Here is a 14,984-nt window from a genome sequence, read left to right as displayed (position 1 = left end):
CGCGGCGTTCCGCCACGCGACTCCGGCTCGGGACCCTCTGCGGATCCCGAGCCGGTGTCGTGTCAGCTCTCGACGAGGGTCCTGACCTCGGCGGCCTCGGCGTGTCGCCCCAGCGCCTCCAGCACATCGCCGAGCTCCAGCGCCGCCACCTGACGCAGCGGCGGGAAGCCCTCGGCATGCTCCAGGGCGCTCCGGTACACCGGCACGGCATCGGCGGGGCGGTCGTTCCCCGCGAGCACCCGGCCCGCGAACAGTTCCGAGCTGCCGGCCGCCCCCTGGTCGCCGAGCGCCGCGAAACCGTCGGCGGCGGTGAGGGCGGCGGCGACGGCCTCATCGATCCGGCCCAGCTGGGCCAGTGCGCGGCCGCGGGAGTCGGTCACGTCGGCGAGCAGCCAGCCGGCTTCGTGCTCCTGGGCGAGGGCGGCGACCTCGTCGAAGAGGGGGAACGCGCGCTCATCACCCCGGCCTGCGTAGGCCTGGCCGAGGCTGTGCAGCACCTCGGACAGCGCGCCAACGGCCTCGGGGGCACGCCGCGCGATGTCCGCAGCGCCCTCCAGCAGCCGCACCGCGTCGTCGTGCTCCTCGAACCGGGCGAGGATCTTCGCCTGCTCCGTCATGGCCATGGCCTGGTCGGCGTGCGCCTCCGCCTGTCCGAACAGTTCGGCCGCGTAGCCGTGCGCTCCGACCGCCTGACCGTACTCTCCGGACTCGGCGAGCGACCGCGCCAGGAGGGAGGCGGTCATGGCGCGGGAGCCGGCGGGGGTCTCGGCGATCTCCTCGCGCTGGAGCACGTCGCCGAAGAGCTCCGCGGCCTCTTCCGCGTCTCCGGCACGGAGCATCGCCCTGGCCAGCCGGAAGTCGACGCCGGTGCGATCGCCCTCGTCCTGGAGCCGGGCGGCCAGACGGTAGCGCGTGACGGCCTTCTCGGGCTGCTCGGCGTCCTCCCAGAGCGCACCCGCGAGCACGTGCGCGTCGGCGAGAGCGCGGGTGGCGCCGAGTTCGGCGAGCAGGCGGCACACCTCGTCGGCGTCGACGGCCCCGTCCTGGTACGCACCCGTGCCGCCGCGCACGCGGGCCCGGGTCTGCAGCGCGTGGGCCCGATGGCCGGCGGAGAGGTCGTCCTGGGCGAGGAAGCGGTCGAGGAGCGTGCGACCGGCGTCCAGGTCGCCCTTGCTCAGCACCGCGCCGATCGCCACGAGCGTCGTGGTGTTGGACAGCCGGGTGTCCTCGGCCTCGGCGAACGAGCGGGCGGCGAGCTCGGCGAGGTCGAGCGCCGCATCCGGCTCCTCCGCCCGGAGGTGCAGCGACGCGCGGCTGATCGCCAGGTCGCCTCGCGACCACGCGGGAAGACGGTCGGCCTCAGCCAGCTCCTCTTCGAGCGCCGCCATGGTCTCGTCGGTGTGCAGGCCGAACGTCGCCAGGCCCAGACGCTCCTCGAGGTCGGCCTGCACGTCGTTCCCGGCGGCCCGCAGCGCGGCGATCCGGTCGGGAAGCAGGCGCTCGGCATCCTCCACTCGGTCGAGAGCGACGAGGATGCCGAGGTGCATCGACAGGAGCTGCGCGCGCTGGGCGGCGTCATCGACTTCCAGGGCGTGCGGGAGTGCGGCGAGGGTCTCCTGCTCGGCGCCGAACTGCGCGAGCTGCATCGCCCGCTCGTACCAGGCCTGCGGATCTGCCGGAGCGGTGGCGGGAGCGGGAGCGACGAACGCGTCGGAGCGGATCGGGACGTCGTAGCTCTCGTCGGCGAGAGCACGCATCCGGGCGAGGCTGCGAGCGTGGCCGTCGGTGCCGTCCCGCTTGTCGAAGTCCGCGCCGATGCGCTCCGCCGTCGACCAGGCGGTCGCGGCCAGGTCGGCGGCGCTCCACGGGCCGTCGTGCGCGCCCAGCAGCGACACGAGCGCCGGGGCATCGGCGCCGCGGACCGGGGTGTCGCCGTGACCGGCGGCGGTGACGCGGTCCAGAGCGACCGCGAAGGCGGTGAGGGCGGCAAAGTGCGCGTCGACGTTGAGGCCGTCGTGGGCCAGCCACGCGATGTGCTTCTCGATCAGGGCCAGTGCCCGCGCCTCGTTGCCGGTGATCGCGGCGAACACGATGTTGTTGGCCACGATGCGCAGGTTGTCGGGGTTGTCCTTCGCCAGGCGGTAGCTGCGCAGGTGCGCGGTCTTCGCCTCCTCCGTGCGGCCGGCGCGGAGGTAGGGGAGGAGGACGCGGGAGAGCGCATGCTCCGGCTCCTCGCCGCAGGAGAAGCCGCCTTCGATCATCTCCTCGACGAGGCGGATGGCGTCGGCGTCGCGGTCGGTCTCCGCGAAGAAGCCCGCGAACTGGCTGCGGCTGCACGCGTCGCAGTGGCTGTGCTCGTCGCGCGGCGTGGCCTCGAGCTGCACGCGCAGGGCTTCGGCGGCGTCGAACCGGCCCGCGTCCCAGGCATCCTCGAAACGGGCGGTCAGCACGCCGCTGAGGCCGAGCCCTGCGGCGCGGTAGTGCGCCTCCATGTCGTCGAGCACCGCGGCGATCTGCTCCTGCGAGAAGGCGGGGGAGGAGCGCAGGGACGACGCCATCCACTTGAACTGCCACATGAGGTCGGCGCCGCCGTTGTCGAGGTCGGCGGGGAACCGCTGCGGGTCGGCGTCGTGGTGCGCGAGGCACCAGGCAAAGGAGTTGAGCATGACGTCGGTGGCCCCGACCATGTTCGCCGACGCGGTCAGACGCATCCGGGCCTCGTACTCCAGCCGTTCGTCGCCGATCTCGATGGCCAGCGCGACGGCTTCCGCCACGAGGGCCTGCTCGGCTGGGCCCCAGGGGGTGCGATCGATCTCCTCGATGAGCTGCTGGAAGCGCTTCTTCGGACGTGCCATGGAGGGCCCTTTCGGGTAGTCGGGGGTGTCAGCGCGCGTCGAAGGGAAGCGTGTCCCCCTCGATGCCGGCGGAGAGCGAGACGAGGTCGGAGAGGGCGCTGGTCATGAGCGCCCGATCGGCGTCAGAGAGCGGGTGGTGTCCTGCGAGGAGCGCCTGGATGTAGAGCAGCTGGACCGTGCGCGCGAACACGGCGTCGTCCTCGACGCGGACGAGGGCGCGGACGACGCGGTTCGACCAGTTCAGGCACAGTCGCGCCGTGAGGTCGTCGTCCCGTGCGGAGGAGAGCGTCTGATCGATCCGGTCGAGCACCCCGCCCCAGAGCGTGCTCGCGATGCCCTTGGTGCGCCCGCGGTCGATCGTGCGCAGCACCTCGGGGTCCGCGACGTAGAGTCCGGTCAACTCGGGGCGATCGATCGCTCTGACGACGACGGCACAGTCGGACGCGGCGAGCACGGCGCCGGCGCGGGACTCCAGCGACATCGCGATGTCCCGGTCGTCCAGCGGCGGCGGGTCGAGGCGGTCGAGTTCCCCGGTCACGTCGACCTTCTCCACCGTGACCTGCGGGTAGAGGTCGGGGAGCAGGCGGATCAGATCCGCGTCATAGAGGTAGCCGCCGTTGACGAGCACCTCGTCCGAGGGAGAGATGCCCGCCACCTGGCGGAACTCGTCCACGGTCTGGGCGTAGCGCACGTGAGGGTAACGCTCCACGAGCTCGCCGATCCGCAGCGTGCCGTGCGTCGTCTCCACGGTGAGCCAGCGGGTGATGAAGCGCGCGAGCTCTTCGTCGTGGCGCACCAGGGACTTGAGTCCGACCTCGTGCACCGCGACGAACTGCGCGAGGCGATGCGGTTCGCGCAGCCCGAGCTCGAGCACCCAGCGGCGGATCCCGGCACCCAGCTGCTCCCTGACGTGCTCCAGGGCCGTGTCCTCGACGAGGGACTCGCGGCTCGCGGTCGGCGCGAGGCCGGTGGAGTCGACGACGGCGCGAACGAAGAAGGCCCAGTCGGGCAGCACGTCGTCGACGCGTTCGGACAGCAGCATGCGTCCGAGGTACATGCGGGTCGCCTGCCGGGCGCCGGGCGGAGGAGCGAAGGGCAGGACGTACGCCAGGCCCTGCGTCCCGGTCGCCGGCTCGCTCAGCGGGATCACGTCCAGCGGGGCGGCCCCGAGCAGGTCGCGACCGTACTGCACGGCCGCCTCGACGTCGGCGGCGGGGTCGAGGAAAGGAGGCTCGCGCGTCACGTCGATGTCCCCACCGGGCGCGTCGATGGTCACCCGCACCGGCAGGAACTCCCCGAACGTGGTCGCGAGCTCGTGCACGGCCGCCGGCCGCAGCAGCTCGTCGGCGTCGAAGCGCGGCACGAGGTGCACGCTGGTGCCGATCGGGAGGTCGTCGTCGATCTCCGTGACGCGGAAGGTGCCGTCCGCGCTGCCCGTCCACTCCACCGCGGAGCCGCCTCTGGCGCTGCGGGAGCGGATGACGATGGTGTCGGCGACCATGAAGCAACTCAGCAGCCCGATACCGAACTGGCCGAGGAAGTCGCTCCGAGGGAGGTCGAAGATGTCCCGCTTGGAGCTGCGCCCGACGGTCGCGAGCAGATCGGCGACCTCGGCGGCGGTCAATCCCACGCCGTCGTCGCGGAGCACGAACTCGCCCGACTGCACGGTCAGCGGCGTGATCCGGATGCGGCTGCCGCCGCCGTCGACCTCACGGCGCGCGGCGATCGCGTCCCTCGCGTTCTGGAGCAGTTCCCGCAGATAGACCCGGGGGCTGGAGTAGATGTGCCGGCTGAGCAGATCGACGACTCCGCGCAGGTCCACCTGGAACTGCTGCACATCCCCACTCACATGCGTCCCTTCCTGCTTCGTCCGCCCGCCGAGCCTAGCAACAACGCCGGTTCCGCTTCCTGTTCGGCACCACCGGATCGATGCCGTATGCTTGGTGAGCAGTTGTTCTCTGCATTCTTTCGCCGTGCCTGGCGTCTACGACATCGGCCGGTGGCAGGGTGGGGAGGGCATCCCCGAGACCTCCGGGTCTCTAGGGCGGTAGCTCAATTGGCAGAGCAGCGGTCTCCAAAACCGCAGGTTGCAGGTTCGATTCCTGTCCGCCCTGCGCGTCAGCGCACGCTGACACACGAAAGGTACATTCAGGATGGATCAGGACGAACCGCGCGGCGACGTCGTCGCGGCCGGCGCCACGCGCCAGAAGAAGGGCAACCCCTTCTCCCGGTTCTTCGGGGGCATCGCCCTGTTCATCCGCCAGGTCATCGCCGAACTGCGCAAGGTCGTCACCCCGACCCGCAAGGAGCTTTTCAAGTTCACGGGTGTGGTGCTCGTCTTCGTCCTGATCGTCATGGGCATCGTCTACGGTCTCGACTACGTCTTCGGGCTCCTGACGCACTACGTGTTCGGAATCCCTGGCTGATGACCCCCGCGGCAACCGCCGCAGCTATGGAGAAGAAGCAACGTGTCTGAACGATATTCCGACGACGCCGACTGGGCGACCGCCGCAGAGCAGTCCAGCGAGGAGGACGAGGCCCAGGAGGGCAACGTGCTCGCCGCCGAGGAGCTCTCGGTCACCTCTGCCGAGCACGTCGCGGTCCACGTCGAGGACGAGGACGGCGAGCAGGAGACGGAAGACATCGACATCGACATCGACGACCCGGAGGCGGACGCCATCGTGAACGACGCTCTGAACCTGGACGAAGCCGCGGAGTCCGAAGCCGCCGCCGAGGTCCTCAACGATTCCGTGGCCGAAGAGGTCGCGGAGCAGGAGGCCGAAGCAGCCGACGAGGTCACCCCGTACGAGGGTCCCGACGTGAACGGCGAGGACGACCGTCCCGCCGCCGAGTCGGACGAGGACGAATCGGCGTCCGAGGAAGACCCGTACGAGGCCTTCCGCATGGACCTGCGCATGCTCCCGGGCAAGTGGTACGTCATCCACTCGTACGCCGGCTTCGAGCGCAAGGTCAAGGCGAACATCGAGCAGCGCAAGTCGACGCTCGAGGTCGAGGACGAGATCTACCAGGTCGAGGTCCCGATGGAGGACGTCGTCGAGATCAAGAACGGCCAGCGCAAGATGGTCACCCGCGTGCGCATCCCCGGCTACGTGCTGGTGCGCATGGAGCTCACGGAAGACACCTGGTCGGTCGTGCGGCACACCCCCGGCGTCACCGGCTTCGTGGGCAACGCGCACAACCCGACGCCGCTGCGCTTCGAAGAGGCCTTCAACATGCTGAAGTCCCTCGTCGAGGTCAAGGACGTCCCGACCGCCAAGAACATCGCGGCCAAGGGGGGCGTCGCCGTCGCCCGTCCGCTTCCCGCCGAGGTCGACTTCGAGGTCGGCGAGACCATCACGATCAAGGAGGGCTCGTTCGCGGGTCTTCCGGGTTCGATCAGCGAGATCAAGCCCGAGAGCGGCAAGCTCACGGTGCTCGTCTCCCTCTTCGAGCGCGAGACCCCGGTCGAGCTGTCGTTCGACCAGGTCACCAAGATGATCTGACACTGTCACGAGAACGGCCGCCTCTTCCGAGGCGGCCGTTCTCTTTTCCCCCGCCCCACCCCCTTTCGTGTCTCCCGGCCCGTTGCGGACGCACGCACAGGGCCGGCTCGCGCGAAAGGGGCCGGCTCGCGAGTGGGGGAGTGATCGGGTAGACTTACGTGGTTTGTGTGCCGCTTCGGCGTGCACAGAGACGACCACGGGCCGGAGAGGCCGGAGCCGTGGGAGAAGCGGATGCTCGCATCCGCCTCGAGGAAAGGAAAGAGAATGGCACCGAAGAAGAAGGTGACCGGCCTGATCAAGCTTCAGATCAACGCCGGTGCCGCCAACCCGGCGCCGCCGATCGGCCCCGCGCTCGGTCAGCATGGCGTCAACATCATGGAGTTCTGCAAGGCGTACAACGCCGCGACCGAGTCGCAGCGCGGCAACGTCATCCCCGTCGAGATCACCGTCTACGAGGACCGCAGCTTCACCTTCGTCCTGAAGACCCCGCCCGCGGCGGAGCTCATCAAGAAGGCGGCCGGCGTGCAGAAGGCCTCGGCCACCCCGCACACCGTCAAGGTCGGCAAGATCACCAAGGACCAGGTCCGTCAGATCGCCGAGCAGAAGCAGGCCGACCTGAACGCGAACGACATCGAGGCCGCCTCGAAGATCATCGCCGGCACCGCCCGTTCCATGGGCATCACGGTCGAGGGCTGAGGAGAATAATCATGGCTACCAAGTCCAAGGCTTACAAGGCTGCCGCCGAGAAGATCGAGGCAGACCGTTTCTACACGCCGTCCGAGGCCGTCGCGCTCGCGAAGGAGACCGGTTCGGCGAAGTTCGACTCGACCGTCGAGGTCGCGCTGAAGCTCGCCGTCGACCCCCGCAAGGCGGACCAGATGGTGCGCGGCACCGTCATCCTGCCCCACGGCACCGGTAAGACCGCCCGCGTCATCGTGTTCGCCACCGGCCCCGCGGCCGAGGCTGCGATCGCGGCCGGCGCCGATGAGGTCGGCGGTGCCGAGCTCATCCAGAAGGTCGCCGACGGCTGGACCAACTTCGACTCCGCGGTCTCGACCCCGGAGCTCATGGGCCAGGTCGGCCGTCTCGGCAAGGTGCTCGGTCCCCGTGGCCTGATGCCGAACCCGAAGACCGGAACCGTGACTCCGAACCCGGCCAAGGCCGTCGAGGAGATCAAGGGCGGAAAGATCGAGTTCCGCGTCGACAAGCACGCCAACGTGCACTTCGTCATCGGCAAGGCCTCGTTCTCGGCCGAGCAGCTGAACGAGAACATCGACGCCGCTCTCGAGGAGATCGTCCGCCTCAAGCCGTCCAGCGCCAAGGGCCGTTACATCCAGAAGGGTGCGGTGTCGACCACGTTCGGCCCCGGCATCCCGCTGGACGTCAACGCCATCTGACGCGTCGCCGGGTCTCGCACCCGTCGCACCGAACGCCCCCGGGTCCGCCCGGGGGCGTTCTGCGTTCCCGGAGGCGTCGCGCCCCCGACATCCGGCGTCATCCAATGCGGGGAAGGTCGGAGGCGACGCGTACTGTGGGGGAGTTCCCGCGGTCGTCGCGTAAACTCGCATCCGCGCTTTCTCGCCCCAGGAGGGTCCATGTCCCGTCGTCTCATCGCCGTCACCGCACTCGTCGTCGCCGCCGCGGCCCTGACCGCCTGCAGCGGATCGAGCACGCCCACGAGCACCGACGGCGAGAGCGCCGCCGGCTCCGACTTCGGCCTGGTGAAGGACGGCACGCTGACGGTCGCGACCGAGGGCACCTACCGCCCGTTCAGCTTCCACGACGACGGCGGCTCCGGTGACCTCACCGGCTACGACGTCGAGATCATCCAGGCCGTCGCCGACGAGCTCGGCCTGAAGGTCGAGTTCCAGGAGACGCAGTGGGACGCGATCTTCGCGGGACTCGATGCCGGCCGCTTCGACGTGATCGCGAACCAGGTGTCGATCAACGACGAGCGCGAGGCCAAGTACCTCTTCAGCGCCCCGTACACGGTGTCGCCCGGCGTGATCGTGGTCAAGGAGGACGACGACTCCATCTCGTCCTTCGACGACCTCGAGGGCAAGACGACGGCCCAATCCCTCACGAGCAACTGGTACGAGCTGGCCACAGAGTCCGGCGCCAAGGTCGAGGGCGTCGAGGGCTGGGCGCAGGCCGTGGAGCTCCTCCGCCAGGGGCGTGTGGACGCGACCGTCAACGACAAGCTGACCTTCCTCGACTATGAGACGACCAACAGCCCGACGGGCCTGAAGATCGCCGCGGAGACCGACGAAGCCGGGGAGCAGGCCTTCGTGTTCACGAAGGACAAGGAGGCGCTCGTCGATGCGGTCGACGAAGCGCTCGACAAGCTCCGGGCCGACGGCACCCTGGCCGAGATCAGCGAGAAGTACTTCGGCGAAGACGTCTCGCAGTAGGCGATGCAGAATCCCTGGGAGCTCTTCTTCTCCTCGCTCGGCCCGATCGCCTGGGCGGGGCTGACGGCGACGATCCCGCTCGCCCTGGTGTCGTTCGCCCTGGGGCTCGTGATCGCGATCGGCATGGCGCTGATGCGGATCTCGGTGCATCCGGTCGTGTCCGGCATCGCGCGGTTCTACATCTCGGTGATCCGCGGAACGCCGATGCTCGTGCAGCTCTTCGTGATCTTCTACGGACTGCCGTCCGTCGGGGTGACCCTCGATCCGTGGCCGAGCGCCATCATCGCCCTTTCGCTCAACGTCGGCGGCTACGGCGCCGAGGTCGTGCGGGCGGCGATCCTCTCGGTGCCGAAGGGGCAGTGGGAGGCCGCGTACACGGTCGGGATGAACCGCACCCGCACGCTGACCCGCATCATCCTGCCGCAGGCCGCCCGGGTGTCGGTGCCGCCGCTGTCCAACACGTTCATCTCGCTCGTGAAGGACACTTCCCTCACGTCGCTGATCCTCGTGACGGAGCTGTTCAAGGTGGCGCAGCAGATCGCCTCCACCACACTTGAGTTCATGGTGGTGTATCTTGCCGCGGCGCTCGTCTACTGGGTGATCTGCCTGGTGCTCTCCTTCGGGCAGAGCGCCCTGGAGAGGAGGCTCGACAGCCGTGTCGCGCACTGACCCCACGACCGGACCGCTGCTCACCGCCCGCGGGCTGCACAAGAGCTTCGGCGCCACCGAGGTGCTCCGCGGCTTCGACCTCACCCTGCACCGCGGCGAGGTCGTGGTGCTCATCGGGCCGAGCGGCTCTGGCAAGACGACCGTCTTGCGGGCCCTGAACGGCCTGGAGACGCCGGACGCCGGCACCATCGCGATGGCCGGGGGTCCGGAGATCGACTTCGCACCGGAGGTCCGCCCGAAGCCCCGCGTCGCGAAGCAGCAGCGGCTCGCCTTGCGCGACCGGTCGGCGATGGTTTTCCAGCACCACAACCTCTTCCCGCACCTGACCGTGCTGGAGAACGTGATCGAAGGGCCGTGGCGGGTGCAGGGCCGTCCGAAGGACGACGTCGTCGCCGAGGCTCAGGCGCTGCTCGCCCGGGTCGGTCTCGCCGACAAGGCGGACGCGCGGCCGCATCAGCTCTCCGGCGGGCAGCAGCAGCGGGTGGGCATCGTGCGGGCGCTGGCCCTGCAGCCGGACCTGCTGCTGTTCGACGAGCCGACGAGCGCGCTCGACCCGGAGCTCGTGGGAGAGGTGCTGCTCGTCATCAAGGAGCTCGCCGACGAGGGATGGACGATGGCCGTCGTCACCCACGAGCTGAGCTTCGCTCGCGAGGCCGCAGACCACGTGCTCTTCCTGGATGGCGGTGTCGTCGTGGAGCAGGGGCCGCCCGCCGAGCTCTTCAGCGCCCCGCAGCACGAGCGCACGCAACGGTTCCTCACCCGCATCCTCCGGCCCCTCGACGGCGCGTGAGCCCTCGACCCCGACGGGATTCGATGGCAGGATGCGGTGCGTGGGCACCATCGACGACTATCTGACCGACCTCGACGCCGCGGATCGTGCGGTGATCGATGGCGTGTATGGGATCGCCACGGAGGAGGTACCGGAGGCGGAGCAGGGCAAGGGCTACGGCATGCCGGCGCTCGTGTACGCCGGCAAGCCGCTGCTCTCGGTGATGCGTGCGAAGAAGCACATCGGCGTCTACCCGTTCAGCCCCGTGGCGGTCGCTGCCGTGGCGGAACTCCTCGCAGGTCACCCCGGGGTCAGCCTCGACAAGGGGACGATCCGGTTCCAGCCGGAGCATCCCCTGCCGGTGGAGGCGGTCCGCGCGCTCATCCGGGCGCGGGTGTCGCAGATCGACGCGGCGTGAGGGGCTAGGCGCCCAGCACCGGGAGCACGAGGCTCACCGCCAGCGTGATCATCACGACCGCGATCACCGCGTCGAGGATCCGCCAGGAGCGCGGGGTGCGCAGCCACCGTCCGAGGTAGCGGGCGCCGAAGCCGAGAGCGGTGAACCAGAGAAGGCTCGCGGCGACCGCGCCGGCGGCGAACAGCCACCGTTCCTCCCCGTGCGTCGCCGCGATCGAGCCGAGCATCAGCACCGTGTCGAGGTACACATGCGGGTTCAGCCACGTCAACGCCAGCGTCGTGAGGATCACCGGGGCGAGGCGGGTGCGGGTGAGCGTGCCGGTGCCCCCGGACGACTCGAGGACCGGTGCGTCGCCCCCGTCGACCACCAGCTCCTCGCCGCCCCGCCAGGCCCGCCGCGCCGCGAGCAGTCCGTATCCGAGCAGGAACAGCGCCCCCGCCCAGCGCGCCACGACGACGAGCCAGGGTGCGGCGGACAACAGGAACCCGAGCCCGGCGACGCCGGCGATGATCAGCACGGCGTCGGAGAGGGCGCAGACGATCACGACGGCGAGGACGTGCTCGCGCCGCATCCCCTGGCGCAGCACGAAGACGTTCTGCGCGCCGATCGCGACGATGAGCGACAGGCCGAGGCCGAGACCGGCGAGGACAGTGAGCATGTGTCGAGCCTATGGGGGCTGAGCATGAGGTGCAGCGAAGATTCCTTCCGCACCATTAGCATCACTGATGTGAGGATCGACCCGGAGCTCGCCGCCACGCTTGCCGCCGTCGCCGACGAGGGCACCCTCGATGCCGCGTCGCGTCGGCTGCAGGTCACCCCGTCGGCGGTCAGTCAGCGTCTCAAGGCGCTGGAGCAGCACCTCGGACGGATCCTCCTCGTGCGCAGCAAGCCGGTCCGCCTCACCGAGGCGGGAGAATCCGTCGTGCGGCTCGCGCGGCAGATCGCCCTCCTCGAAGAGGATGCTCTCGCGGGAGTCGGAATCGAGGGGAGTGCCGAGGGGCGGCGCATCAGCGTGCCGCTCGCCGTCAACGCGGATTCGATGGCGACCTGGTTCCTGGCTCCGATGGCCCGGCTCTCCGCCGCGCACGACATCGATGTCGACCTGCACCGCGACGATCAGAACTTCACCGCCCGCCTGCTCGAATCGGGCACGGTCATGGCGGCGGTGACGAGCGAGGCCACGGCGGTCGCAGGCTGCACGGTCACGGCGCTCGGCGTGCTCGAATACCGCGCCATGGCCGAACCCGCCTATGCCCGTCGCTGGTTCCCGGACGGGGTGACCCGGGATGCTCTGGCGCGCGCGCCGTTCGTCGATTTCGACCGCCGGGACACCCTGCAGCACGAGTGGCTGGCCGCGCGGGGGGTGCCGGCGGCCGGCGTTCCCCGGCACTACGTGCCCGCATCGCACGACTATGCGCTCGCGGTCGGTCTCGGCCTCGGATGGGGGATGGTGCCGCGACTGCAGGAGGTGCCCGGTCTCGTGGCGCTCGGCGGTCCGACCCTGCGCGTGGCGCTGTACTGGCAGCAATGGAACCTGCGCTCCGCGCTCCTCGACACGATCGCGTCCGAGGTCGCGGGGGAGGCGGCCCGCGTGCTCTCTCGCGAACCCTGACGGAGAGTGAGCGTCCCGGCGGCTGCGGGGCTTCGGTCGACTCAGTCGGCGAGGGCGAGAGCGCGGAAGGCGTCGCGCTCGCGGAGCTGCTCGCGGCGGCTATCCACGGGGGAGGCGGAGCGGGCCGGGACGGTGCGTCCGGTCGTGCGGCGGTACAGCTCGTCGATGAGATCGGTGGCGAGCCCGACGAGCTTCGCGATCTCGCGCTCGTCGCGATCGATCCATACGCAGCGGGGCTCGTCGTGGATGGGGGAGAAGTCGACGTGCTCCTCCCACACGAACAGGGTGCGCTCGGCACCCAGCACGTGCTGCTGCCACCACACCTGGCGCAGGTAGGTGCGGGGGATCCCCCGGAAGGCCTTGTTGGTGGTCTTGATCTCCGCGAGGCTGACGCGACCATCCGCGTCCACCGAGATGCCATCGGGGGTCGCCAGGTGGCGGTGCTCGACCTCGGCGCGGAACAGCGCGGAGGAGGGGAAGATGCCGTGCGTGGCCGCGACCCAGGCGGCGATCTCCGGCTCGCGGCGCCGGCCGTGGTCGGTGTAGGCGTTGCCGCCGAACCGCGGCCCGCCGCCGAGCTTGGCGTCAGCAGCACGGGCGATCGAGCGCTCGCTGGTGAGTCCGGCGACGTCGGTCGCCGTGATGCCGCGCGATCGTGCCCTCATCCAGGCCACGCGGTCGCGCGAGTCCGCGACGATGCGAGCTTGGAGTTCCGGGGTCACCAGAAGACTCTAACTCTCCCCCACCCCCGCTCCCGCCGTACACGCCGCCCCCTCGCCCGACCCACCCCCTTGCGTGCATCCCGGCCCCCTACGGACGCGCGCAAGGGGGTGGCTCGCACGCAAGGGGGTGGGCCGAGGGCGAGGGGTGTCTTCCTGCACAGGAGCGGGAAGGGAGAGAAAGGGTGTGGGGAACTGGGGGAAGGCGGGGGAGTGGCGAGAGGAGGGGCGAGAGTCGGGGGGATGAGACAGGTGAGTGTGGACGAGATACGGGGGATGCTCCTCGGCCGTCGGCGGCTGGAGGAGGAGGGGTGGGGGTCTCGGACGCTCCACGCCGCGGTGGAGGGGCGGCAGCTGCATCACGTGCGACGGGGGTGGTACCTCGCGCTGCGGACCTGGAGTGAGCTCGCCCCGGAGTCCCGGCACCGTGCGGAGGTGGTGGCCGCCGACCTCGCGGCCTCGGGGACTCGGCCTGTGTTCTCGCATGCCTCGGCCGCGGTGCTGTGGGGACTGCCGCTGTACCGGGTGCGTCCGACGAGGGTCCATGTGACGGCGCCACCGGACCGTCGGCACAGCACGTCCGGGATCCTGCGGCACGAGGGCACTGTCTCACCCGGCGACATCGTGGAGCGCGACGGCATCCGCTGCACCTCCCTCGCCCGGACGGTCGTCGACCTCGCCCGGACGGTCTCTCCGGAGGCGGCTCTCGCGGCAGCCGATGCCGCTCTCGCTCTGGTCGGCGGTGACCCGTGGGAGTTCGACGACACCGCGGAGCAGGCTCTCCTGGCGGACCTCGCGGATCGGGTGCGTCGTCCACGGCTCCGCGGCATCGTGCAGGCTCGCCGGATCGTGAGTCTGGCCGACGGTCGCGCGCAGCTTCCGCTGGAGAGCGTGACGCGGTACCGGCTCCATCAGCTCGGCTTCGGCAGACCGCGGCTGCAGGTGCCGGTGGACGCACCGCGCGGCGGTCGGTTCTGGCTGGACATCGCCGTCGACCAGTCCCGCACCTTCGTGGAGTGCGACGGCCGGGACAAGTACCTGGATGACGAGTTCCGCGGGGGCCGCACCGCGGAGAGCGTCGTGCTCGACGAGAAGATCCGCGAGGACTGGGTGCGCGGGACCACCGGCTGGCGGGTGATCCGGGTGACCAGCGCGCACGTCGCCACCCTCGCTGCGGCCGACGTGCACTTCCGTGCCTTCCGCCTCTTCGCCCGTTGAGCCGTCGAGCCACCCCCTTCCGCGCGCCCCGGCCTCTTGCGTGCGGCCGTAGGGGGCCGGGAGGCACCGAAGGGGGTGGGTCGACGGCAGGGGATTTGGGGGAGAGGTGGGGGTGGGGTACAGTGGTCATAACCGAAGACCGCTGGTCATCGTGTGCGCGTGAGTGCACAGGATCGAAGCTCTGCATCGCAGGGGCCCGCGCAGGTGTCACGAACTTCCGAGCTCCGTGCGCTTGCGCCGGAGCTCTTCTCTTTTGCAGGGGGTCGGAGGCCGGCGCCCCACCACCGTGCGGCGCCTCGTACACACCAAGGAGTGACCATGGCGCAGAAGGATGCATCGGTCAACGAGCTCACGAAGTCATTCGAGAACTCGAACGCCGTCCTGCTGACCGAGTACCGCGGTCTGACGGTTGCCCAGCTCAAGCAGCTGCGCAACAGCATCCGTCAGGACGCTGAGTACGCCGTGGTGAAGAACACGCTGACCAAGATCGCCGCCAACAAGGCCGGCATCTCCGCGCTGGACGACGACCTCAAGGGGCCGTCGGCTGTCGCGTTCGTGCACGGTGACTTCGTCGCCACCGCCAAGGCTCTGCGTGACTTCGCCAAGGCCAACCCGCTTCTCGTGATCAAGTCGGGCATCTTCGAGGGCAAGGCCCTCACCGCCGACGAGGTCAACACGTACGCCTCGCTCGAGAGCCGCGAGGTTCTGCTGGCGAAGGCCGCGGGCATGATGAAGGCGACGATGGGCAAGGCTGCGGCCACCATCGACGCGCTTCGCGAAAAGCTGGAGACCGCCGAGGCCGCGTAAGCG

General features: G+C 70.0%; 15 protein-coding genes and 1 tRNA gene. 12 read left to right on the top strand and 4 right to left on the bottom strand.

What is annotated here, in order from left to right; translation table 11 throughout:
- Positions 1-62 precede the first annotated feature (62 nt).
- Both BK819_RS09410 and BK819_RS09405 read right to left on the bottom strand, forming a co-directional pair.
- On the bottom strand, positions 63-2,855 hold the full coding sequence (locus BK819_RS09410) for a hypothetical protein (protein WP_071328914.1): 2,793 nt from the start codon (positions 2,853-2,855) through the stop codon (positions 63-65).
- A 28-nt stretch (positions 2,856-2,883) separates the two neighbouring features.
- Entirely contained in the window at positions 2,884-4,704 is a 1,821-nt protein-coding gene (locus tag BK819_RS09405) for an HSP90 family protein (protein WP_071328913.1), read from the bottom strand.
- Positions 4,705-4,896: 192 nt separating this feature from the next.
- On the opposite strand from BK819_RS09405, the gene BK819_RS09400 reads away from it, so the two are divergent.
- The 9 genes from BK819_RS09400 (at position 4,897) to BK819_RS09360 (ending at position 10,625) form a co-directional block, all read left to right on the top strand.
- A tRNA-Trp gene (locus BK819_RS09400) sits at positions 4,897-4,969 on the top strand.
- Between the two features lie 39 nt (positions 4,970-5,008).
- Positions 5,009-5,281: a preprotein translocase subunit SecE gene (gene secE / locus BK819_RS09395; protein ID WP_025102339.1), complete on the top strand. Its 273-nt coding sequence runs from the start codon at positions 5,009-5,011 to the stop codon at positions 5,279-5,281.
- Positions 5,282-5,323: 42 nt separating this feature from the next.
- Positions 5,324-6,358 (top strand): transcription termination/antitermination protein NusG, encoded by a 1,035-nt coding sequence (gene nusG, locus BK819_RS09390; protein WP_025102338.1) that lies wholly within the window; start codon positions 5,324-5,326, stop codon positions 6,356-6,358.
- Between the two features lie 264 nt (positions 6,359-6,622).
- Complete coding sequence (gene rplK, locus BK819_RS09385) at positions 6,623-7,054, top strand: 50S ribosomal protein L11 (RefSeq protein WP_025102337.1); 432 nt, start codon at positions 6,623-6,625, stop codon at positions 7,052-7,054.
- Between the two features lie 11 nt (positions 7,055-7,065).
- On the top strand, positions 7,066-7,755 hold the full coding sequence (gene rplA / locus BK819_RS09380) for a 50S ribosomal protein L1 (protein WP_025102336.1): 690 nt from the start codon (positions 7,066-7,068) through the stop codon (positions 7,753-7,755).
- A 198-nt stretch (positions 7,756-7,953) separates the two neighbouring features.
- Positions 7,954-8,769 carry an amino acid ABC transporter substrate-binding protein gene (locus BK819_RS09375; RefSeq protein ID WP_071328912.1) on the top strand — a complete coding sequence of 272 codons (816 nt, stop codon included), beginning with the start codon at positions 7,954-7,956 and terminating at the stop codon, positions 8,767-8,769.
- Positions 8,770-8,772: 3 nt separating this feature from the next.
- Positions 8,773-9,438, top strand: coding sequence for an amino acid ABC transporter permease (locus BK819_RS09370; RefSeq protein WP_025102334.1), 666 nt, complete (start codon positions 8,773-8,775; stop codon positions 9,436-9,438).
- Positions 9,425-10,228 carry an amino acid ABC transporter ATP-binding protein gene (locus tag BK819_RS09365; protein WP_071328911.1) on the top strand — a complete coding sequence of 268 codons (804 nt, stop codon included), beginning with the start codon at positions 9,425-9,427 and terminating at the stop codon, positions 10,226-10,228. Before BK819_RS09370 ends, BK819_RS09365 begins: the two co-directional genes overlap by 14 nt.
- Before the next feature lie 40 nt (positions 10,229-10,268).
- Positions 10,269-10,625 (top strand): iron chaperone, encoded by a 357-nt coding sequence (locus BK819_RS09360; protein ID WP_071328910.1) that lies wholly within the window; start codon positions 10,269-10,271, stop codon positions 10,623-10,625.
- A 4-nt stretch (positions 10,626-10,629) separates the two neighbouring features.
- On the opposite strand, the gene lysE is transcribed toward BK819_RS09360, so the two are convergent.
- Positions 10,630-11,283 (bottom strand): L-lysine exporter, encoded by a 654-nt coding sequence (gene lysE / locus BK819_RS09355; protein WP_071328909.1) that lies wholly within the window; start codon positions 11,281-11,283, stop codon positions 10,630-10,632.
- A gap of 69 nt (positions 11,284-11,352) precedes the next feature.
- On the opposite strand from lysE, the gene BK819_RS09350 reads away from it, so the two are divergent.
- Positions 11,353-12,237 carry a LysR family transcriptional regulator ArgP gene (locus tag BK819_RS09350; RefSeq protein WP_177173820.1) on the top strand — a complete coding sequence of 295 codons (885 nt, stop codon included), beginning with the start codon at positions 11,353-11,355 and terminating at the stop codon, positions 12,235-12,237.
- A 41-nt stretch (positions 12,238-12,278) separates the two neighbouring features.
- Here BK819_RS09350 and BK819_RS09345 read toward each other — a convergent pair whose 3' ends face one another.
- On the bottom strand, positions 12,279-12,959 hold the full coding sequence (locus BK819_RS09345; protein WP_071328907.1) for a YqaJ viral recombinase family protein: 681 nt from the start codon (positions 12,957-12,959) through the stop codon (positions 12,279-12,281).
- A 240-nt stretch (positions 12,960-13,199) separates the two neighbouring features.
- On the opposite strand from BK819_RS09345, the gene BK819_RS09340 reads away from it, so the two are divergent.
- Both BK819_RS09340 and rplJ read left to right on the top strand, forming a co-directional pair.
- Positions 13,200-14,174, top strand: a complete 975-nt coding sequence (locus BK819_RS09340) for a hypothetical protein (RefSeq protein ID WP_143049270.1) — start codon at positions 13,200-13,202, stop codon at positions 14,172-14,174.
- Between the two features lie 318 nt (positions 14,175-14,492).
- Positions 14,493-14,981, top strand: a complete 489-nt coding sequence (rplJ, locus tag BK819_RS09335; RefSeq protein ID WP_025104226.1) for a 50S ribosomal protein L10 — start codon at positions 14,493-14,495, stop codon at positions 14,979-14,981.
- Positions 14,982-14,984: the final 3 nt, after the last annotated feature.

The organism is Microbacterium sp. LCT-H2, assembly GCF_001866135.1.
In the GTDB taxonomy this organism is placed as follows: Bacteria; Actinomycetota; Actinomycetes; order Actinomycetales; family Microbacteriaceae; genus Microbacterium.
This window is presented reverse-complemented; position numbering and strand designations above follow the sequence as displayed.